17 protein-coding genes are annotated in these 18,415 nt (G+C 64.1%); 16 read left to right on the forward strand and 1 reads right to left on the reverse strand.

Annotation, left to right across the window (positions count from 1 at the left end; translation table 11 throughout):
• Positions 1-456: 456 nt before the first annotated feature.
• The 13 genes from AUCHE_RS16950 to AUCHE_RS08890 all read left to right on the forward strand — a co-directional run bounded on the left by AUCHE_RS16950 (position 457) and on the right by AUCHE_RS08890 (position 14,890).
• Positions 457-747 (forward strand): hypothetical protein, encoded by a 291-nt coding sequence (locus AUCHE_RS16950; protein WP_006502945.1) that lies wholly within the window; start codon positions 457-459, stop codon positions 745-747.
• A 1,393-nt stretch (positions 748-2,140) separates the two neighbouring features.
• Entirely contained in the window at positions 2,141-2,266 is a 126-nt protein-coding gene (locus AUCHE_RS17740) for a hypothetical protein (RefSeq protein ID WP_281242621.1), read from the forward strand.
• 70 nt (positions 2,267-2,336) lie between these two features.
• The gene (locus AUCHE_RS08845) at positions 2,337-3,089 is read left to right on the forward strand and encodes an ABC transporter ATP-binding protein (RefSeq protein ID WP_006502949.1); all 753 of its coding nucleotides are present in this window, start codon (positions 2,337-2,339) and stop codon (positions 3,087-3,089) included.
• Positions 3,086-4,360, forward strand: coding sequence for an ABC transporter permease (locus AUCHE_RS08850; protein WP_006502950.1), 1,275 nt, complete (start codon positions 3,086-3,088; stop codon positions 4,358-4,360). Before AUCHE_RS08845 ends, AUCHE_RS08850 begins: the two co-directional genes overlap by 4 nt.
• A 16-nt stretch (positions 4,361-4,376) precedes the next feature.
• Positions 4,377-5,738, forward strand: a complete 1,362-nt coding sequence (locus AUCHE_RS08855) for an ABC transporter permease (protein WP_006502951.1) — start codon at positions 4,377-4,379, stop codon at positions 5,736-5,738.
• A 29-nt stretch (positions 5,739-5,767) separates the two neighbouring features.
• Positions 5,768-5,914: a hypothetical protein gene (locus AUCHE_RS16955; RefSeq protein ID WP_162137236.1), complete on the forward strand. Its 147-nt coding sequence runs from the start codon at positions 5,768-5,770 to the stop codon at positions 5,912-5,914.
• A 182-nt stretch (positions 5,915-6,096) separates the two neighbouring features.
• Complete coding sequence (locus AUCHE_RS08860) at positions 6,097-7,749, forward strand: ABC-F family ATP-binding cassette domain-containing protein (RefSeq protein ID WP_040321858.1); 1,653 nt, start codon at positions 6,097-6,099, stop codon at positions 7,747-7,749.
• Positions 7,746-8,990: an MFS transporter gene (locus AUCHE_RS08865; RefSeq protein ID WP_006502954.1), complete on the forward strand. Its 1,245-nt coding sequence runs from the start codon at positions 7,746-7,748 to the stop codon at positions 8,988-8,990. Before AUCHE_RS08860 ends, AUCHE_RS08865 begins: the two co-directional genes overlap by 4 nt.
• The gene (locus AUCHE_RS08870; RefSeq protein WP_040321859.1) at positions 8,987-9,973 is read left to right on the forward strand and encodes an IS481 family transposase; all 987 of its coding nucleotides are present in this window, start codon (positions 8,987-8,989) and stop codon (positions 9,971-9,973) included. The genes AUCHE_RS08865 and AUCHE_RS08870 overlap by 4 nt, the downstream gene beginning before the upstream one ends.
• Before the next feature lie 886 nt (positions 9,974-10,859).
• Positions 10,860-11,204 carry a hypothetical protein gene (locus tag AUCHE_RS08875; protein ID WP_006502957.1) on the forward strand — a complete coding sequence of 115 codons (345 nt, stop codon included), beginning with the start codon at positions 10,860-10,862 and terminating at the stop codon, positions 11,202-11,204.
• Positions 11,205-11,969: 765 nt separating this feature from the next.
• Positions 11,970-13,196 (forward strand): MFS transporter, encoded by a 1,227-nt coding sequence (locus AUCHE_RS08880; RefSeq protein ID WP_006502958.1) that lies wholly within the window; start codon positions 11,970-11,972, stop codon positions 13,194-13,196.
• Positions 13,197-13,766: 570 nt separating this feature from the next.
• On the forward strand, positions 13,767-13,997 hold the full coding sequence (locus AUCHE_RS08885) for a hypothetical protein (RefSeq protein WP_006502959.1): 231 nt from the start codon (positions 13,767-13,769) through the stop codon (positions 13,995-13,997).
• Positions 13,998-14,575: 578 nt separating this feature from the next.
• Entirely contained in the window at positions 14,576-14,890 is a 315-nt protein-coding gene (locus AUCHE_RS08890; protein WP_006502961.1) for a hypothetical protein, read from the forward strand.
• A 107-nt stretch (positions 14,891-14,997) separates the two neighbouring features.
• Here AUCHE_RS08890 and AUCHE_RS17895 read toward each other — a convergent pair whose 3' ends face one another.
• Entirely contained in the window at positions 14,998-15,630 is a 633-nt protein-coding gene (locus tag AUCHE_RS17895) for a GNAT family N-acetyltransferase (protein WP_407639822.1), read from the reverse strand.
• A gap of 152 nt (positions 15,631-15,782) precedes the next feature.
• On the opposite strand from AUCHE_RS17895, the gene AUCHE_RS08900 reads away from it, so the two are divergent.
• The 3 genes from AUCHE_RS08900 to AUCHE_RS08910 all read left to right on the forward strand — a co-directional run bounded on the left by AUCHE_RS08900 (position 15,783) and on the right by AUCHE_RS08910 (position 18,387).
• Complete coding sequence (locus tag AUCHE_RS08900) at positions 15,783-16,436, forward strand: CoA transferase subunit A (protein WP_006502963.1); 654 nt, start codon at positions 15,783-15,785, stop codon at positions 16,434-16,436.
• Positions 16,437-16,438: 2 nt separating this feature from the next.
• Positions 16,439-17,098: a 3-oxoacid CoA-transferase subunit B gene (locus AUCHE_RS08905; RefSeq protein WP_006502964.1), complete on the forward strand. Its 660-nt coding sequence runs from the start codon at positions 16,439-16,441 to the stop codon at positions 17,096-17,098.
• A 95-nt stretch (positions 17,099-17,193) separates the two neighbouring features.
• Positions 17,194-18,387: a thiolase family protein gene (locus tag AUCHE_RS08910; RefSeq protein WP_006502965.1), complete on the forward strand. Its 1,194-nt coding sequence runs from the start codon at positions 17,194-17,196 to the stop codon at positions 18,385-18,387.
• The last annotated feature ends 28 nt before the right edge of the window (positions 18,388-18,415 follow it).

An 18,415-nucleotide genomic window follows, 5' to 3' on the forward strand; every position in this document is an offset into this window, starting at 1 on the left:
CTGGCGTCGCCAGACGAACTCCAAATGCTCCTTAACCGGTTCCTAAGGGTTGTGACGGGGACATCATGATCCGTCGGATGCTGGTCGGCGTGGTCGTCGCATTGTGTTTCCGGCTGTTCGGCGCAGCGGCTGCATCGCATGCAGCGCCATCGCCCGAGTCGGCCCAGCCTACGTTAACCTACGACTCCGCGACCGTCGTGTACGACGGTGGCTCGCAGGGTGTTGACACGAGCAGCGCTTCGGCCCGTCGACTAAGCTCGCCGACGGTCTGGATGGACTCGTCAAGCGGTATGGCAGTCAAGAGACCGTCGCCGAGCAGATGTACAGAGGCCTCGCTGGCGTCACCCCGCGCGATGGCCTGTTCTCAGTCACCCGAACAATAGGTGGCCAAGCCGTGACGATTGATGGTCGAGTGGTCAACGGGATCCCTCGCATTGGAACGGCGTACATCAAGCCATGAACCAGGAGACCACCTTTCCCACTCAGGTCACGGACCTGCTGTTGGCCATTGCGGCGCATATAGGAGACGCCGGGCAGTCCCTCACGATACAGGCGCGCTACGCGAGAATGGCCCGATATTCACTTACGTACATTGATCTAGACGTTCCCGAGTGCTGCGAGTTAGGGACTTGGGAGGACGGACCCCTCGACATTAAGCCGCTGGTGACGGACAAAGACGGCGAACCTGTGGGTGAAGTCCCCGTTTGGGTCTCGTCGGGTCGAACGACGCTTCTTGAGCAGGCCTGATTCACTGATGACCCGCCCACCGCCTGGCCCTCGATGGAAAGCGTTCGCATCTCATGAGGGTGTGGACGCGGCTGCTCGCTGCGTTGGTCACCGGCGTCATCGGATGGATTGGCGAGGCATGTGGACGAGGTCGGGTCGGCGCTCAATGAGTACGTGACTTCGCACATCTACGACGCTCCGATCTATGACGCATGGGGCGAGCGAACACGGTCCACCAGCATGCGCCGACACGGACACCTACGCCGCAGCTGATCGCTGGCCGAGCGGTGTTTCGGCGTGCTCCCGGTTGACCGCAGCCTCGACCGCCTACAACTACGACGGCCCCGCCCGCCTCGAGCAGGACATTGCGGCTTTGGGTGCGAACACCGAGCTAGCGCTGCGTATCGATGGGGAGCTCTCACTGCTTCGGGGCTGCTGTGTTGCCGCTAGCTACAACGCAAGGGGTAAACAGTTTTTGAAGGAGTCGGCGGAGTCCAAGAGGTTGCCAGTTATCGAGAGCGGGCGAGCCGGGACGCCTGTGATGCGGCAGGACCTTTCCGTTTACCGCCTTCCAAGCGGTCAGGGAGCCGCCTTTACGGCGGACGGACCTTTGTGGGCCTGCGATGAAGGCTGTGCGAGTACTTGGTGAAGATCTGGTTATGACGCATACGGCTAATGGGGCCAGCGAAACGGTTGAGTTCTGGCGCGGCCCCGGCCGCTTGAAGGAAAATTTGCTTGTTGCGTTCACGGCCACCGGAAACATCGCCGTACTGCTGGCGCACGTGCCAGGCGAAGCCGCCTGGGAGAACATAGATGCAGCGCGGACGTTGGTCCGACAGCGACTAGATGGAATGGAGCTCGATGAATAGGGATTGGGCTTCTGACGGGTCGCGCCTTCTAGCCGTTCTCGCCACTGCCCTCCTTTCACTGCTCGTTGTCGCAACTGGGTTGACAGCTCCCCTGCCCGAATGTCGGGTACCCGGCAAGGCTGGCCTCATATATTCCGGCCCCAAAGTTCATAGCATCGTCCATGTGCGTTAACTTTATGTATCTCTAGTGCTGGGTCTTAGAAGGAGCGATACCAATGCAGCTAGTCGGGCGGGATGCAGATCCCTCCTGGGTTGTGAGTGGGGAAATCATTGTCAACGCCGTCGTCGTCATTCTGCTGCAGATTCCGCTATCCAATGGTGCGAAAACGGTGCAAGAAGGGGTAGCTTCCTATTCGCGCGAAACCTGGCTCCTGGCGGCGGGAATGAGTACCATAGGCGCTGGTTTCTTGTTTTCAGGAGTTATGGGTAGTTGCTGTCACAGTGCTGCTGGGTAGCGTTGTCCTGGCTGCGGGAGAGGTGCTCGCCTCAGCAGGTGAGTGGGCCATTCATTCGGCCTGTCCGTGCCGGGGACTGAAGGTGTAAGTATGGAATGGGTGAAGGGCACCGATCTCGAGGCGTGGCGATCTCGACCAGTGGCGACGACCAACACTCGCCTGCTCACTGCAGCGGCAGACCTGCTCAGTGACGTCCCCAACCTGGTGGCTCACTGATCCAGACTAAAACCGTTCCGCTGCGTCGTGAGAAGGCGACTCACCCTACGAATCCTGCAAAGGACAACACGTGGTCTCCGTCCGAGACGTCACCAAGAGCTATGCGCTAGGCAAGACGACGATCGCCGCGCTGGCGGGCGTGTCTGTCGACATTGACGAGGGACAGTTCGTCGCAATCGGTGGCCCATCGGGCAGCGGAAAATCAACATTGCTCAATATCATTGGATGTATCGACAGGCCAACCAGTGGTCAGGTGGAGATCGACGGCAGATTGACCGACCAGATGTCAGAGCGAGAACTCGACGAGTTGCGCCTGCACAAGATCGGGTTCATCTTCCAGGGGTTCAATCTGATCTCCGCGTTAAACGTGTACGAGAACATCGAGCTACCGTTGCTGATCCACCGGGGCGTGTCGTCTGCGGAACGTCGGCAGCGAGTGAACTTCTTCATTGAGAAGGTCGGGCTGTCTGATCGGGCGAAAAACAGGGCCGACGAGCTCTCCGGTGGCCAGCGTCAGCGCGTCGCGATTGCTCGCGCGCTGGTGACCCGGCCGGGTATCGTCCTGGCGGACGAACCAACCGCCAACCTGGACACTCATACCGGGCTCGAGATCATCAATCTGATGCACGCCATGTCGCGCGAAGAGGGAACGTCCTTCCTTTTCTCGACACATGACGCCAAGGTCATGTCGCGGGCGGACCGGTTGATCCAGCTGGAGGATGGAAGAATCGTCGAAGAGATTGACGATGTGATGAAGATCGCCGAACGTGCGCGCGCCATGTCAGGGGTGGATAGGGGCGCGGCCGCGGTGACTGCAAAATGAATTACCTTCGGCTGGCCTGGCGCAACCTTCAACACAACGTCCGACAGGCGGCGACGATCGGTCTCTTCGTCTTGGTCTCCGCCTTCAGCTTCTTGATGCTGAACTCCTTTGTCCACACTGCCCAGGAGAAGGCCGACCACGCGATCGTGTCCTCTCTGCTGGGCACCGTGCAGGTGCGCCCGACGGTAGAGAAGCCGACGCCCATCATCGACATGAGCGCCGATTGGGAGGCAGCGGACAAGCTGACCTCAGCCCAGGTCCAGGAGGCCGTGACGGCACTGAACAAGCAGGGCGCTGACGCCTACCCTGTTGTGCGCGGCAATGTGCTCATTGCCCGGGCCGGATTCGACCCGACCAGCTTCGGGAGGAAGGTACCCAGCCGGGGCGCGACGGTGCCTGCGGTTTCGATGGGTGTGCCCAAGGGAATGACGACGTACGCCGGCAACCTCGATATGAAGTCCGGCACCGCGCTGTCGTCCGGGTCGGAGGAGCAAACGGTCCTGAGCGCCAGCATTGCCAAGCAACTCGACGTCACAGCAGGTGACGCCGTGGTCCTCATGAGCCAGGGACGCGACCGATCGTGGCGCCACGTCGACGCGAAGGTGGTCGGCGTCGGTGACGGGCAGAGCCTGGCCGGCTTCGAGAGTCGCCTGACGTATCTGGATTATGACGCGGCGGTCGCACTTAAAGGTTTCGAGCAGGGCGCGGCCACCGATGTCCTGGGCTACACCACGGATCTGGCCCGATCGCCACAGGTTCGGGATGCAACCTTCGCGGATCTTTCCGGGCGGTTCCGCGTGACTGATTGGAGCGATCAAGGCGGCTACGTCACAGGAATCAACTTCGCCTACACCGGCATCTTCTACGTTTTTCTCACCGTCATCCTGCTCATCGTCTGCATTCTTGTGGTGAACATGGTTGCGGTGGTTTCGTTGGAGCGCCGGCAAGAGACTGCGGCATTGCGCGCCATCGGCTTCAGCCGCCGGCGCGTGGTCCTCCTCTTCGTCGCGGAGGTCATCGCCGCCGCCCTCGTCGGCGCACTTGCAGCGATCGCGCTGGCGGCTGTTGTCGGCTCGCTGCTATCAGCGCGGACATTCTCGGTCGGCCCACCGCTCGACGCAATTGTCGGGTCGACATTCAGACTGAGCTTCTCCTGGCTCAGCGGTCTGCCAGGTGTCATCGCCATCCTGCTGCTGGTCGCACTCGCCGCTGTCCACCCATCCGTCCGGGCCTCCGCCAGGCCGCCCGCCGAAGCCCTGAGTCAAGACTAGGAGGGGATGGCGCGTCATGTTGGCCGTCCTGCGCATCGGTTTCCGCAATGCCCGGAAGAATCTTAGAAAGACGCTGTTGCTGGTCGGAGCGATCTTCCTGTGCTCCACGCTGTTGTTGATCGCACTCTTTTCCTTCAATGGCGTACAGCGTCAAACGATGAGGAATTACCTCAATGTTCAAAGCGGGCACGTCGCGGCCGTCTGGACCGACTTGGCGGAGTCGGGCAAGACCTCGCCCCAGCGCTTCATCAACGTCTTCGAACCGCTCACCTATCACGCCAAGGATGAGGCAGACAACAGCGCGGCCATTGCAGCCATGACGAAATGGATGGACCAGCACCGAGATCAGATCGAAGTCAACTTCCCCATCCTGCGCCGAAATGCGAGCATCGAGGCCGGCGACGTAGTCGACAACACGTTTGTGCTGTACAGCATGGCCCCGGACCAGTTCGGATTCCTCAAGGATCGGAAGAGTCTGCAGCTGGTAGCCGGTCGACTGGCGCGACCGGGAGAGGCCGCCGCCGTCATCAGCGAGGACAAGGCGAAGGCCCTCAAAATCGGCATCGGCGGCAAGGTCACAATTAAGACGCAGACCGACGCCGGTGACTACGTGGAGACTCCCATCACGGTGACGGGCTTCTATAAGGATGGTGCCTTCTACGAGAATTTCTACGGCTTCGTCGACGTCGCGCAGGCTCGGACGATGTTCGGCGTCAGGGACGACACGCTGTTCGACAGCATGCTCATCTTCCTGCGCGACCAGGGCGCAGCACAGGTCATGGCTGACTCCCTTAAGACAGCCCTGCCGCAGGGCGGACCGCTGCACGCCGAGTCATACCTCGAGGCCAATACTTTTTTCAACACGACGCCGCAGATGATCCAGGTGGCCTTCTCCATCTTCATTGCTTTCGTCCTGCTCATCATCGCGCTCGGGATGCAGTCGACCATACGGATAACGCTGTTCCAGCGGCTCAAGGAGATCGGCTCGCTGCGTGCGATCGGCTACTCCGGCAGACTCATTTTCCTGATGGTCTTCTTCGAAACCTTGGCCCTCGCGCTGTTCGCATTCGTGCCGAGCCTGGTCGTGGCGCTCATTTATAGCCTGGTCTTCGGATCGCGGGGCGTATTCGTGGGCCCGGCCGCATCCGCCATCTTCGGCGGCCAGTACTTTTACCCCGAGGTGATGGTCTGGCAGATCTTCATCGTGCTGGCGATCATCGTCCTTTTCGCGCTGGCATCCGCCATCGCCCCAGGAGCGCAGATCTCCCGACAGTGCATCATCGACATGCTGGCCCGCCGCACTCGGACGCGCGGCCAGCGTCGGGCGCTTGACCGCCTACCCGCGCATGAGCCTGCCGCATCGGGAGGTGCCTCGTGACACGCCTATGGTCTCGGAGTCTCGTGACCATGCTCGCCTCTGCCCTCCTCGTCTGGTCGGCTGCGACTATCCTCTTCGTCCCTTCCTCGGATCGGTACACGTCGCTGCTTCTCATCCAGGTGGCCCTGGGCTTTGCCACCTGTCTGCTAGCTGTACTGACCGAGAACGTTGATTGATTCGCCGGGGGCCAGCCCGAGTGGGTAACCTCAACCGCATGTACTCAGGCATCGCCTCGATGAAGCTGCGTTCCGCCCGCTGACGGCGGCGGGACCCTTTCTGATATCTCGCTCGCCGTCCTGGCCATCTGCCGGGCGGCTGTTTCGTGGTGCCCGGCTCCATGACGAGCTGAGAGTACGCAATGCCAATCACACCAGCCTTGCGGTCGTGTGTGTGGACCGGTATACCTCACGGGCCTGCTGCACACATCCGCGCTAAATCACTGCACATCACTCTGGGGGACAGGCATGTCCTGAACGGGGTGGACGTCACGGTCTCCGCTGTTTCGCGCCTGGCGATCGTCGGGGACAACGGCCGGGGCAAGACCACTCTGCTCCACGTTTTGGCTGGGATCCTGCCGCCCGACTCAGGAGCCGTGGCCCGGGTGGGCTCCCTGGTCCTGGTCAAGCAGGACATGGCCATCGAGGGCCAGCGCACGGTCGGCGACCTCATCGCCGAGGCGACTGCCCCCTCCAGAGCCGCGCTCCGAGAGCTGGACGTGACCAGCGCTGCTCTGGCCGCGGGTGACGACGCGGCCGACGCTTACTCGGTCGCACTCGATACAGCAACACTGCTGGACGCGTGGGACGCCGAACGACGCGTTGACATCGCACTGGCCGGTCTGGATGCCTGCTGCGATCGCGATCGCGTCCTGTCGACCTTGTCCGTCGGCCAGCGGTACCGGGTTCGGCTGGCCGTGGCACTCGGATCGACCCCAGACCTGCTCCTGCTGGACGAGCCCACCAATCACCTGGACGCTGCAGGGCTGTCCTTCCTGACCGAGCGCCTCCAGGAACATCCCGGTGGCCTGGCCCTGGTCAGCCACGACCGCGCTCTGCTTCATGACGTGGCGACCACTTTCCTCGACCTCGACCCGACCCGCGACGGCCTGCCGCGGACCTACGCGGGCGGGTACCAGGGCTGGGTCGACGGCCGACGACGAGAGCGAGTCGCGTGGGAGCAAGACCACGCCGCCCAGGTCGCCCAGCACGCAGAACTGACACGCGCTGCAGCCGAGGCACGCTCCCGCCTGTCCCAGGGGGGATGGCGACCTGACAAGGGCACGGGCAAGCACCAACGCGCCACCCGGGCTGCAGGGGTGGTCCAGTCATTCAATCGACGTGTCGAAGACCTGGAACGTCACGAGATCGACGTGCCGGAGCCACCACTACGCCTCGCGTGGCCGGGGTCCTCCTCGCGCGCCGGGCAAAGCATCGTGGACGCCTCCGCGATCACCGTGGAACACCGGTTGAACACCCCCATCTCCCTCGACGTGAGCGCTGGCGACCGGTTGGTGGTCACCGGGCCGAACGGCGCGGGGAAATCGACCCTGCTGGCGGTCCTCGGTCGGCGACTGGACCCGACCAAGGGCCAGCTGCGGGTGAACCAAGGAGCACGCATCGCCCTGCTGTCCCAGGAAGTCCTCGACTGGGACCACTCCAGCCCCGCCCACGTGGCCTACGAGACGTACCTGGCGAAACTAGGCCACCGATCCCAGGCGCCGTCTCTCGGATCGCTCGGGCTGCTCGAGCCCTCGACAACCCGAACCCCTGTGGGACGGCTGTCGCAAGGGCAGCAGCGGCGTCTCCACCTGGCCATGTGCCTGGTCCAGGACCCGGACCTGCTGCTCCTGGACGAACCCACGAACCATCTTTCCTCGAGCCTCGTCGATGACATCACCACCGAGCTCCTGCAGACCTCCTGCGCCGTGGTCGTCGCCACGCATGACCGGCAGATGCTCGCCGATCTGGCCGACTGTCCGCGCCTGAACCTTGACCCGAAGGACCTGCCATGACCCCGTTTCGCCCCTTGACGATCTCCACCTACCGTCGGCTGTTCGCGGCGATGGTGCTGATCATCTTCGCCCAGGGCGCCTGGGCCCTCTACCTCGCCATGCAGACCCTCGCCCTCGGTGCCACACCAGCCACCCTGTCGGGCGTCGTGGCGTGGAGCGGCATCGGGCTGCTCGCCGGGTCCCTGCCCGCCGGCGTACTCGCCGACCGGGTCCCCAACAAGACCGTCATCGTGGGCGTGCTCACACTGAACCTCACCATCGCGACGGCGACCTCCACCGCAGCCATCCTCGGCATGGTCACCTTCTGGATGCTCGCGGCCTCCGCGTTCATCATCGGTGTCTCCACCGCCTTCTTCTTCCCCGCGTACACCGCGCTGGTGCCGGTGCTGGTGGCCAGCGACGACCTGATGGCCGTCAACGGCCTCGAAGGCGCCACCCGCCCCGTGATCGGACAGACACTCGCGCCCGCCGCCGTCGGAGTAGTCATCGGTGCGACCATGCCCGCCGCCGGCGGGTACCTCATCGCCGCAGCCCTCGGACTCGCCCTGCTGGCCGCCTTGCGGCTGCCCGCCCCCACCCCGACCGAAGTCCGGGACGACGCCTCGGCCACCTCACCGCTGACCGACCTGCTCGAGGGCTTCCGCTACGTCGCCCGCACACGCTGGGTCCGCTCCAGTGTTCTGTTCGCGGCCGTCATGGGCCTGGTCGTGACCGGCCCGCTCGAAGTGCTCCTGCCCGCCCTCATCCGCTCCTCGCACGAGAACGGGCCGGCCCTGTACGGGGCCGTTCTCGCGGCCCTCGGTGCGGGCGGGCTGGTGGGCTCCCTGCTGGCGGGGTCATGGCGCACGCCGGCACGCTTCCTGCCCGCGATGGTCGGCGCCTGGGCGCTCGGCTGCGTGCCCCTCGCCATCCCCGCGTTCACCAGCAACCCCTGGGCCATCGGTGCGGGGCTCGCGGTCTACGGAGCGCTGATCGGGATCGGGATGGTCGTCTGGGGCACCGTGCTCCAGGAACACGTCCCCCTGGACATGCTCGGCCGGGTCGCCAGCCTCGACTTCTTCATCTCCATCGCCTTCATGCCCCTGTCCATCGCCCTCACCGGGCTCCTCAGCCGCCACATCGACACCCACACTCTCTTCGTCACCGCCGGCCTCGTACCACTGGCCACCGCAGCCCTCCTCGCAGCACTGGGCCAACTCAGAATGTCGCGGAAGACGCTTGCCGAAGCGGAACAAGCGTGATGCACGCCAACGCCGCCCTCACACCCCGCCACCGCCTCAAGGTCGCCCGCCTCGTCGTCGACGACGGTTGGCCCGTCAGTGAGATCGCCGCCCGCTTCCAGGTGTCCTGGCCCACGGTGAAGCGATGGGTCGACCGCTACCTCGAGGACGCGCCGATGCACGACCGCTCGTCGCGCCCGAAAACGTCGCCGAACAAGACCCCGAAGGCGGTGACGAAGCGATGCGTCATCCTACGAATCCGACTGCGAAAAGGACCGGTTCAGCTCGCCTCTCGGCTCGGCATCGCCCCGTTCACGGTCCACCGCATCCTCACCACCGCGCGCCTCAACCGGCTGTCGTACGTCGACCGTGCCACTGGCGAGCCGACCCGCAGGTACGAGCGCCCCCACCCGGGGTCGCTGGTGCACGTGGACGTGAAGAAGCTCGGGAACATCCCCGACGGCGGCGGCTGGCGATACGTCGGCCGACTCCAAGGCGACCGCAACCGGGCTGCCACGCCGGGCAAGCCGAGGAGCAGGTGGCGCAACCCGAAGCTCGGGTACGCGTTCGTGCACACCGTCATCGACGACTACTCTCGTGTTGCGTACACGGAGGTCCATGACGACGAGACTGCCGTCACCGCCGTCGCTGTCCTGCACCGCGCGGTCGAGTGGTTCGCCGACCGCGGGGACGCCATCGAGCGGGTGTTGTCGGACAACGGTGGCGCGTACAGGTCGCACCTGTGGCGCGACACCTGTGAAGCCCTGTCGATCACGCCGAGGCGGACGCGCCCGTACCGGCCGCAGACCAACGGGAAGGTGGAGCGCTTCCACCGAACCATGACCGACGGCTGGGCCTATGCCCGCTGCTACACCAGCGAACAAGAACGCCGCGACGCCCTCGCCGGCTGGCTGCACGAGTACAACCAGCATCGTCCGCACATGGCGTGCGACAACCAGTCACCCTTCTCACGTTTGATCAACGTCTCTGATCAGTACACCTAGTCGTCGATGACCTTAAGATTTACCCCATGAATCTCTAATTTTGACGCAGAGACCGCTGCTAGGAGCACCGCCGGACCACCACCAAGTTCTACGGCTGGACCAACCCGCTGGTGCCGCTTTCTGGCTCGACGCGAGTCCCGCTAAACGCTGGGCCGACGCTCCATGAACGCGAAGACCTGGGCGGTTACGGTTCACGTGGGCTCAGCGGTGGCCTCCGCGGCCGTGACAGCCGGCCAGGCAAGGGATTCAGGCAAGTGCATGGATCTACGGCTGTGCCTCGCGGGAGGTCGTAGTCAGCGTGTTCCCCTCAGCTTCGCCGAAGACATCGATGACGGTGTGTCATGGGCTCCGTTTCGGCACCGTCTTGGAAAATTTCCCAGGTCAGAAACCCGATCCTCTGTCTTCGCTGAGGCCCTGGCCTAGACTCTTCCTAAAGAGCCTTACAAAAACCCAACGCTACTGTATCGTCCAGTGCGTGGTGGACGATTCCTGGATCTCTACTGCAAATATTTCTCCTTCTGCGATCAATGACTTGTTTGCACTTGTGTGACCGCATCTAAATAAGCAAGGCTTAAAATGAATCGTGCTTTCATTCGAACTGCCTGCCCTGCCATCGGTTGCCCAGTTTTCATCGGCGCAGGGTTCTCTGCTGCGCCAGCAGTGGCTGGCGCTGTGAGTAACTCTCGTATCGCCGCCGAAGGGGAATCACTTACGGGTGGCCAGCGGGCTCAGATCGAGAAGAACATATCGGAAGTATTTGAGATTCTCCTGGCGCAGATTGTGGAGCAGGAACCCGATGGATAGTGGGTCGCGAACAAGGGTGAGTCATCAGCCATGAATGCACATGGACCCTCTTCGTTTAAGAAGTGACCCTAAGGGTATCAATATGTTCATCTCCTTCCCCGCCTCATCTACGATTACCGACGTGTCGTCGACCTTCACGAAGGGCGAATCTCCTTATAGGGCAACATTGTTTGGCATTGGACCCAAGGGTGGCTGGAAGAACTTCGCCAAGTGCACCCTCAAGAGCGTCCTCCTCTTCGGTCTCTCACGCTTCTGGGCTGGGATAGAGGTCGCCTCTATGGCTTCCCAGAAGGCATACAAGGCAATTGGTGCACATGTTGGAAGGTGCGCCGCAAAGTACGACTTCAAGGAAGTGGCGAAGATTACTCCGATAGGGTTCGCGGCTACAATCGCTGGCTTTGCTGCCGCCTGTGCACTGTGGGGTTAATCTGTGGTTAAGGACAACGGCCTGCAGCCTGTGACGATACTGAACTTATCAGCGCAAGGGCTGGTCAGCATCTCCATGCTTCATGGTTTCCATCTCCTCCGGGTCAAAAGTATGGCTTTTTGCCAACTTTCTCATCGCACTCCTATTTGCCGTAGCGGCCAGAAATTATCTAATGCCTCCTGGTGCTTGGAATCCTGACTCTCGACGGGATGCGGCAGGGGGAGCACTCCTGAGGATCCTCTTGGCATCGATACTGTGTCTCGCCGTGTTTTGGCACCGCCCCATCGGAGGACTGATGGGATGCGCACTATTGTTCACCGGGGCGCAGGGAGCCATGGCCTACTTCAAGGGGTCTAGGCAGCCCTAAAATTCATTGATTGTCGGCGCTGCGATGGTTTCTTACGTCACGGCGCCGCGAATTTAATTCGCGCAAACTTCGGTGGGTCTGCCAGCCATGAGAGCCGCAGCTCTTTGTGGGTGTGACCCCTCGAAGGGTCGTCGGGTCCGTCACGCCCCAGCGACGTGCTGCAGCAGATCAGTAGCCGTACGTGACAGCGACGGTCCGCTAAGACCCGCCGGAGCAGTTGGCCATTCCGGTCTCAGAAAATTCGGTGCAAAACCCGGCCCAACAGTCGATAAGCTGCTCGACGCCAGCGGCGGTGACCTTCTGCCGCATGTTCCCCCGGCTGAGCTATCCAGCTCAGGCTGTTCCACCCGACTCGAGACGACTGCGTCCGGTGGATCGCACCACCATGAGGAGAAGTATTGTTTTCGCCGTACCGCCGGATTTTCTCGGCGAAGGGGAGCCTTGCATTCAGCGCGACCGGCTTTCTCTCGCGGCTCCCACTGTCCATGTACGGCGTCGCGACGGTGGTGATGATCGCGCAGACGCGCGACTCGTATGCGTTGGCCGGTGCCGTACCTGCGGCGTCGCTGGCCACCACTCTCGTGACGGTGCCGTGGATCAGCAGGCAGATCGACCGGCGCGGCCAGGCTAAAGTCGCGGTGCCCGCCGCCGTGATGGCGTCGCTGATGTCGCTGGCCCTGATCCTGTGCACGCATTTCGACGCCCCGACATGGACCTTGTTCGCGACGGCGATGCTGTCCGCCACAGCGCCGAACGCGGGCGGAATGGTCCGTGCCCGATGGGATGAGATCTACCGCGACGACGAGAAGTCCATGCACGTCGCGAATTCCTTCGAGCAGGTCCTCGACGAAGTCTGTTTCATTCTGGGGCCGATTCTCGCGGTGGGATTGAGCACGGCCTTCTTCCCCGAGGCAGGCCGTGTGGCCGCGACCGTATTGACACTGGTCGGCACCCTGCTTTTCGCAGCCCAACGCGACACCGAGCCCCCAGCTCGTCCCCAGGACCCGAAGGGCGCGGGTTCGCCACTGCGTCACGAGGGCCTGCAGGTGATGCTGGGAACATTCCTGTTCACCGGGGTCATCTTCGGATCCCTCGAGGTCGTGACCGTTGCCTACGTCGCCTCACTCGGTCACCAGTCACTGGCCGGATTCGTGTTGGCGCTGCAGGCGGTGGGGTCGGCGCTGGCCGGGATGTCGTTCGGTCTCATCACACCGCGAGGCAGCAGCACGACCCGGTTCCTCCTCGGAGTCGGCGCGATGGCTCTGTTCATGCTGCCGTTGAACCTCGTGGGCAACCTGGTCACGTTGTGCCTGCTCATGTTCGTGGCCGGCGCGGCGACTTCCCCGACGATGATCACCAGCATGACGCTGGTGCAGGAACTGGTGCCACGCTCCCAGCTCAACGAGGGCATGACCCTCGCCGTCACCGCCCTGCTCGGCGGCATATCGCTGGGCGGCGCGGTCGGTGGTTGGACCGTTGAACACATGAGCGCTCACACCGGTTTCTGGCTGCAGCCGGCCGCGGCCACCACCGCATTGTTCGTCGCACTCATGGGCTCCCGACGACTCCGCAATGTGGTCGCGAACCAGAAAACGGTGGCCGAGGCACAACTGCCCGCCCGATAATCGACGCCGTCAGAGTGCGATATGAGCAACTCTTCGCGCCTCGCGAGCGGGGCACGAGAATCACCGCGTTCTCGCAGTTCTCGCCTATCTGGACGAGAGCTAGTTTCGTGAGTGGGGATTTGTTTTCCGGTGCGGCTGATGTTGATGCTGTTGGCCTATCTCCAGGTAACGCGTCGGCGCTGCTCGCGTGTCAGGTAGCAGAAAGAACTGCTGGTCGGCTATGGCTGTTCGTTGTTCGACCGCCGCTGCGAAGGCAGGGATTGAGGGTCGGCTGCAGACGCCTACCTGGCACGCTTTCGAAGTGACATAGGCACACCGATAACCGATTTGCCGTCGCGTTCAGGACCTACTGACCTCAGCGTCCTGAAGCGCTGAGCGATGCCCTGCTGGTGGGCGCCCGGCCGTCGGTGGCAGCCTGAGTCGCCACCTCCACCCCCGAATCAAGGGTTCAGAGAACGAGCTCATCCTCAAGAAAGTCGGACGCGATTCTCCGAAGAGCTTTGCTGCCTGGGTCGTGGTAAGGAATTCCGGCATGGTCTCGATCGTGAAGGAGCCTCCAGCCATAAGGGTATGGAGGACAGCATCCAGCCCCCGTGTGAACTCAGCCGGGATCGACTGCGGCTGACCGGATGCCTCACTGAAGAGAGCTGGCTGGCCGGCTACTCGATTATCGAAGACACGCCGTGCCCGGTTGTTCTGCCCAGCCGTCGCCAGTGGACGTTGGATCGCGTTGTCATGGAAGACCCCCTTTTCAGTAGTGAGCGTAGAGGGTTTCATTTGCAGGTGAAACATATTGAATGACGAGCTGTGCAACATCTGAAATGTGGTGCAGTTCTGTCAGGTAGGAGGGTGAGATGACCAGCCCTGTTCCATGGGGCTGGGGGTCTTGTACTTCGTGGGGGTGCCCGGGTGTGGCGAGCGTGGCCGGGCCGCGGTGCGGTTCGGCTGCTCATAGGTGTTCCACGGGTCGTTCCACGCGCTGCCACCCCACCCATGGTGGACGGGCTCACGAAGCAGATCAGAAGGGCCCGGTCTATCCGGGCGTGCAGACGCCGGTTGCCCTGGTCGCCGCGGCACCTCGCCGCGGTACAGCACGAACCCCGTCGGGCCCGTTTCGTAGGTCACCGCCACCGGCTCCACGTACAGACTCAACGTACGGACACCCTCGAACCACACCTCGTGCACCGCACCCGCCGGGATCAGCACCGCCTGCGCGACACACCACCCACATCGCCTCCGTCACCTGCACATGCATCGTCCCGCTCTCCGCATGCAGCAGCTGGGCACGGCGACGCACATGAGTCGGAAGATGATGGCCGTCAGGGTACGACGTCGAGATCGGCAGCATCGCCACCGTGCTGGGCGTCGGAGGAAACGCCATGACCGTACCCGCCCTACGCCGCACCGGAATCTCGATGGACCAGGACACCGCGCTCGCGAACCCGCTGACCTTGGCCGTCGTCACCCCGGCCGCGGCATTCACCGGGGCGATGACGCCGATACTCGGGCCGCTGCGTGCCGGGGCAGGCACGGCCGGCTCGATCGACCTGTGGGCAGCGGGGGCCCTCATGATCGGCGCGATCCCGGTCGTGCTCGTGCTGCGGCGCCGCCCGCCTCAGGTGAGCGACACCGCCCACGCCGTCGGATTCATGATCCTGGTGTTCGCGTCCGGGGCTGCCGTCGCTGCACTCTGACCAGCGCCGTCCAGCTGCCCCATCGCACCCCCACGAAGGACACAACCGATGCGCCCTGCCGCCAACAGGAGGCAACACAGCGGGTGCAGCTCCGGCAGCGGCAGGCGTCACCGCCGGGCCTCGAAGAGCTCACACTCCTCGTCGTAATAGGCACGGGTCGCGCCCAGCCGACGCATGCCGATCCGCTCGGCGACCCGCTGCGACGTGGCATTGTCCGGATGGGTGACCGCAACGACCCTGTCGAGACCGCCGTCGAAGGCAGCCGCCAGGACCGCGCGAGCCGCCTCCGCGACGTAGCCGCAGCCCTCGTGGTCGGGGTGCACGCGCCAGCCAGCGCTCGCCTGGTCCGGGGAGGGCAGCCACCGGGCGCGAAGCGGTGGCGACGGCGGCCGCTGCGGCGCTGCCGGACGCGGGGATGTACTTGAGCATGACGAGCCCCACCACGGTGCCCGCCTCGGGGCCGTCGACGAGCTCGATCGCGGGGATCCCACGGAGGCCGTCGTCGTACGCAGCGAACCGCGCCAGCAGCGCGGCGGCTTCGCCTTCGTCGCGGCAGATGGCAGAGGGGATGAAACGCGCGAGGCCGGGGTGCTGGTGGATGGCGACCACGGCCGGGACGTCGCTCCCCGGGCGGTGCCTTCCGTGGACGAGATGGCGGCACGTGTCGTGGGAACGGCGTGTGTTCTGGCGAGGGCGACCCGGTCCGGTACAGCCCCCTCCCAGAGACCTCCCTCCCGCATTCGGACCCATCCGGTCCGATTTTTTGGCTCCGATGTTCAACTTCCTCACCAGGCATGTCAGAATCGGACCGATAAAGTCCGATTTAACATGCGACATGCTCCTCGGGGAGTCGCAAGGACGCTGGGAACACATCTGCAAGGAGGCAGTTGAGATGGACAAGGTCATCGGGCTCGACAGATTCGTCGAGCTCGTCGAAGACGGAATGACCGTCATGGTGGGTGGGTTCCTCGCGTGCGGCGGGCCCAACATGCTCATGGACGCTCTCGTCGCCAAGGGCACGAAAGACCTCACCCTGATCGCCAACGACATGGCGCGCCCCACAGTGGGCCTCGGCCAACTGGTCGCCAACCGGCAGGTCCGCAAGGTCATCGCCAGCCACATCGGGATGAACCCCGAAGTAGCAGCCCAGATGAACGCCGGAACCCTCGACGTGGAACTCGTCCCCCAGGGCACGCTCGCAGAACGCATCCGCGCCGCCGGATCCGGGCTGGGCGGTGTCCTGACCAGGACCGGCCTGGGCACACTCGTCGCCGACGGCAAACCGGTCGTCACGGTGGACGACATCGACTATCTGCTCGAAACCCCGCTCAAGGCAGACCTCGCACTGATCAGCGGGCACACCGTCGACCGCTCCGGGAACATCTGGTACAAGGGCACCGCCCGCAACTTCAACGACGTCATGGCGCTCGCCGCGACCACCGTCGTCGTGGAAGCGGACCACGTGGTCGAGATCGGCGCGATCGAACCCGAGAACGTCGTGACCCCCAACGTCCTCGTCGACTACGTGGTGGAAGGCAAGAACTGAGCATGGACCGCAACGAGATCAAGCACTACATCGCACGTCGGGCGGCCCGTGAGTTCTCGGACGGCGACTTCGTCAACTTGGGCATCGGCGTCCCCACGCTGATCCCGGGCTACCTGTCACCGGACGTCCACGTGACGATCGAGGCCGAGGACGGCATCGTCGGAGCCGGCCCTCGCCCGCCGGCCGGCGAGGAAGACCCCCGATACCTGGTGGACGCCGGCGGTAGCCCGGCCACCTGCGTCCCCGGCGGCTCGTTCATCTCATCGGTCATGTCCTTCGCGCTGATCCGTGGCGGGCACATGGACGCGACCGTCCTGGGCGCGCTCGAAGTGGACGCCGAAGGCAACCTGGCCAACTGGATCATCCCCGGCAAGATGGTCCCCGGCATGGGCGGCGCGATGGACCTCGTCGTCGGTGCCAAACGCGTGATCGTCGCCATGGAGCACACCCAGAAGGGCGCGCCGAAGATCAAGAAGCGCTGCACCCTCCCGCTCACCGCGGCCTGCTGCGTCGACCTGATCATCACCGAGATGGCCGTGATCAAGGTCACCGCCGAGGGCCTGGTCCTCACCGAGTACAACCCCGAGTTCACGATCGAACAGATCCAGGAAGCGACCGAGGCCGAACTGATCATCAGTCCCGACCTGGTGCCGATCGCCTGAACGACGCTTCGGCGTCCGCACCCCCTGTTTCCTGACGGCGGCCCTCACCGGCCGTCGCCGGGCCCACCCCTGACTTTTTTTACAAAGGAGTAACCATGAAGAAGACCGACGACCCGATCGTGGTAGTGGGCTACGCACGTACCCCCGTGGGCGGTTTCGGCAAATCCCTGTCGAAGGTGCCCGCACACGTCCTGGGCGCGACCGCGGCGAAAGCAGCCCTCGAACGCGCCGGAGTGGCAGCGAAGGACGTCGACGAGTGGATCGTCGGTTGCGTCGGTACCGTCGGCAGCGACGCCTACGTCTCCCGCCGCGTGGCGATCGAGGCCGGCGCCAGCCAGGAGTCCACGGCACTGACGATCAACCGGCTGTGCGGCTCCTCCATGCAGGCGGTCGGATCGGCGGCCTACGAACTGATGGTCGGGGAGGCCGACATCGTCGTGGCAGCCGGTTGCGAGAACATGTCCGCACAGCCCTACCTCGACTTCCAGGCCAAGGACGGGTACACGCTGGGCGCCCGCACCCTCGTCGACGGCACGAGCATCCTCGTGACCGACCCCTTCTCCCAGGTGCCCATGGGCGTCACCGCCGAGAACGTCGCCACCCGCTTCGAGGTGACTCGTGAGCAGCAGGACGCCTTCGCCCTGGAATCCCAGCGGCGCGCCCAGGAGGCCCTGGCCGCAGGTGCGATGGCCGACGAGATCACCCCGGTGACGGTCGCCACCCGCCGTGGCGAGGTCGTGGTGGACACCGACGAGCACCCCCGGGCCGGACTCACCCTGGAGAAACTGGCCGGCATGCGGACAGTCTTCGCCAAGGACGGCACCGTCACCGCGGGCAATGCCTCCGGGATCAACGACGCCGGATCGGCCCTCGTCCTCACACGCCGTTCGGTCGCCGAGGAGCGCGGACTCACTCCGCTGGCCGAGATCGTGGACTTCACGAAGGTGGGCGTGGACCCGGACATCATGGGCTACGGCCCGGTGCCGGCCGTCCAGAAGATCCTGGCCCGCAACTCCCTCGCGGCCGACGACGTCGACTGGTACGAACTCAACGAAGCCTTCGCGGCTCAGGCCGTCGCCTGCGCACGCGACCTGGGGCTCGACATGGCCAAGGTGAACCCGCTCGGTGGCGCGATCGCCTGGGGCCACCCGATCGGCGCGACCGGTGCGATCATCACCGCCCGGGTGGCGCACAACCTCCAGCGCCACGAGCTGAACCTGGGTGTGGCGTCCATGTGCATCGGCGGCGGCCAGGCCGTAGCCATTCTCCTACGGCGTTGCGCGGCCTGAGCTTCGCACTTCGACTGGCCAGCTCAGG

It is taken from the genome of Austwickia chelonae NBRC 105200, from assembly GCF_000298175.1.
Lineage (GTDB): Bacteria > Actinomycetota > Actinomycetes > Actinomycetales > Dermatophilaceae > Austwickia > Austwickia chelonae.

What these genes read in the sequence shown, in the direction of transcription:
- AUCHE_RS08890 (WP_006502961.1), top strand. Translation starts at nt 14,576, where the DNA reads ATGACCGTACCCGCCCTACGCCGCACCGGAATCTCGATGGACCAGGAC.
- AUCHE_RS08855 (WP_006502951.1), top strand. Translation starts at nt 4,377, where the DNA reads ATGTTGGCCGTCCTGCGCATCGGTTTCCGCAATGCCCGGAAGAATCTT.
- AUCHE_RS08860 (WP_040321858.1), top strand. Translation starts at nt 6,097, where the DNA reads ATGCCAATCACACCAGCCTTGCGGTCGTGTGTGTGGACCGGTATACCT.
- AUCHE_RS08875 (WP_006502957.1), top strand. Translation starts at nt 10,860, where the DNA reads ATGTTCATCTCCTTCCCCGCCTCATCTACGATTACCGACGTGTCGTCG.
- AUCHE_RS08910 (WP_006502965.1), top strand. Translation starts at nt 17,194, where the DNA reads ATGAAGAAGACCGACGACCCGATCGTGGTAGTGGGCTACGCACGTACC.
- AUCHE_RS08865 (WP_006502954.1), top strand. Translation starts at nt 7,746, where the DNA reads ATGACCCCGTTTCGCCCCTTGACGATCTCCACCTACCGTCGGCTGTTC.
- AUCHE_RS08905 (WP_006502964.1), top strand. Translation starts at nt 16,439, where the DNA reads ATGGACCGCAACGAGATCAAGCACTACATCGCACGTCGGGCGGCCCGT.
- AUCHE_RS16955 (WP_162137236.1), top strand. Translation starts at nt 5,768, where the DNA reads ATGCTCGCCTCTGCCCTCCTCGTCTGGTCGGCTGCGACTATCCTCTTC.
- AUCHE_RS08900 (WP_006502963.1), top strand. Translation starts at nt 15,783, where the DNA reads ATGGACAAGGTCATCGGGCTCGACAGATTCGTCGAGCTCGTCGAAGAC.
- AUCHE_RS17895 (WP_407639822.1), bottom strand. Translation starts at nt 15,630, where the DNA reads ATGCGGGAGGGAGGTCTCTGGGAGGGGGCTGTACCGGACCGGGTCGCC.
- AUCHE_RS16950 (WP_006502945.1), top strand. Translation starts at nt 457, where the DNA reads ATGAACCAGGAGACCACCTTTCCCACTCAGGTCACGGACCTGCTGTTG.
- AUCHE_RS17740 (WP_281242621.1), top strand. Translation starts at nt 2,141, where the DNA reads ATGGAATGGGTGAAGGGCACCGATCTCGAGGCGTGGCGATCTCGACCA.
- AUCHE_RS08850 (WP_006502950.1), top strand. Translation starts at nt 3,086, where the DNA reads ATGAATTACCTTCGGCTGGCCTGGCGCAACCTTCAACACAACGTCCGA.
- AUCHE_RS08885 (WP_006502959.1), top strand. Translation starts at nt 13,767, where the DNA reads ATGGAGGACAGCATCCAGCCCCCGTGTGAACTCAGCCGGGATCGACTG.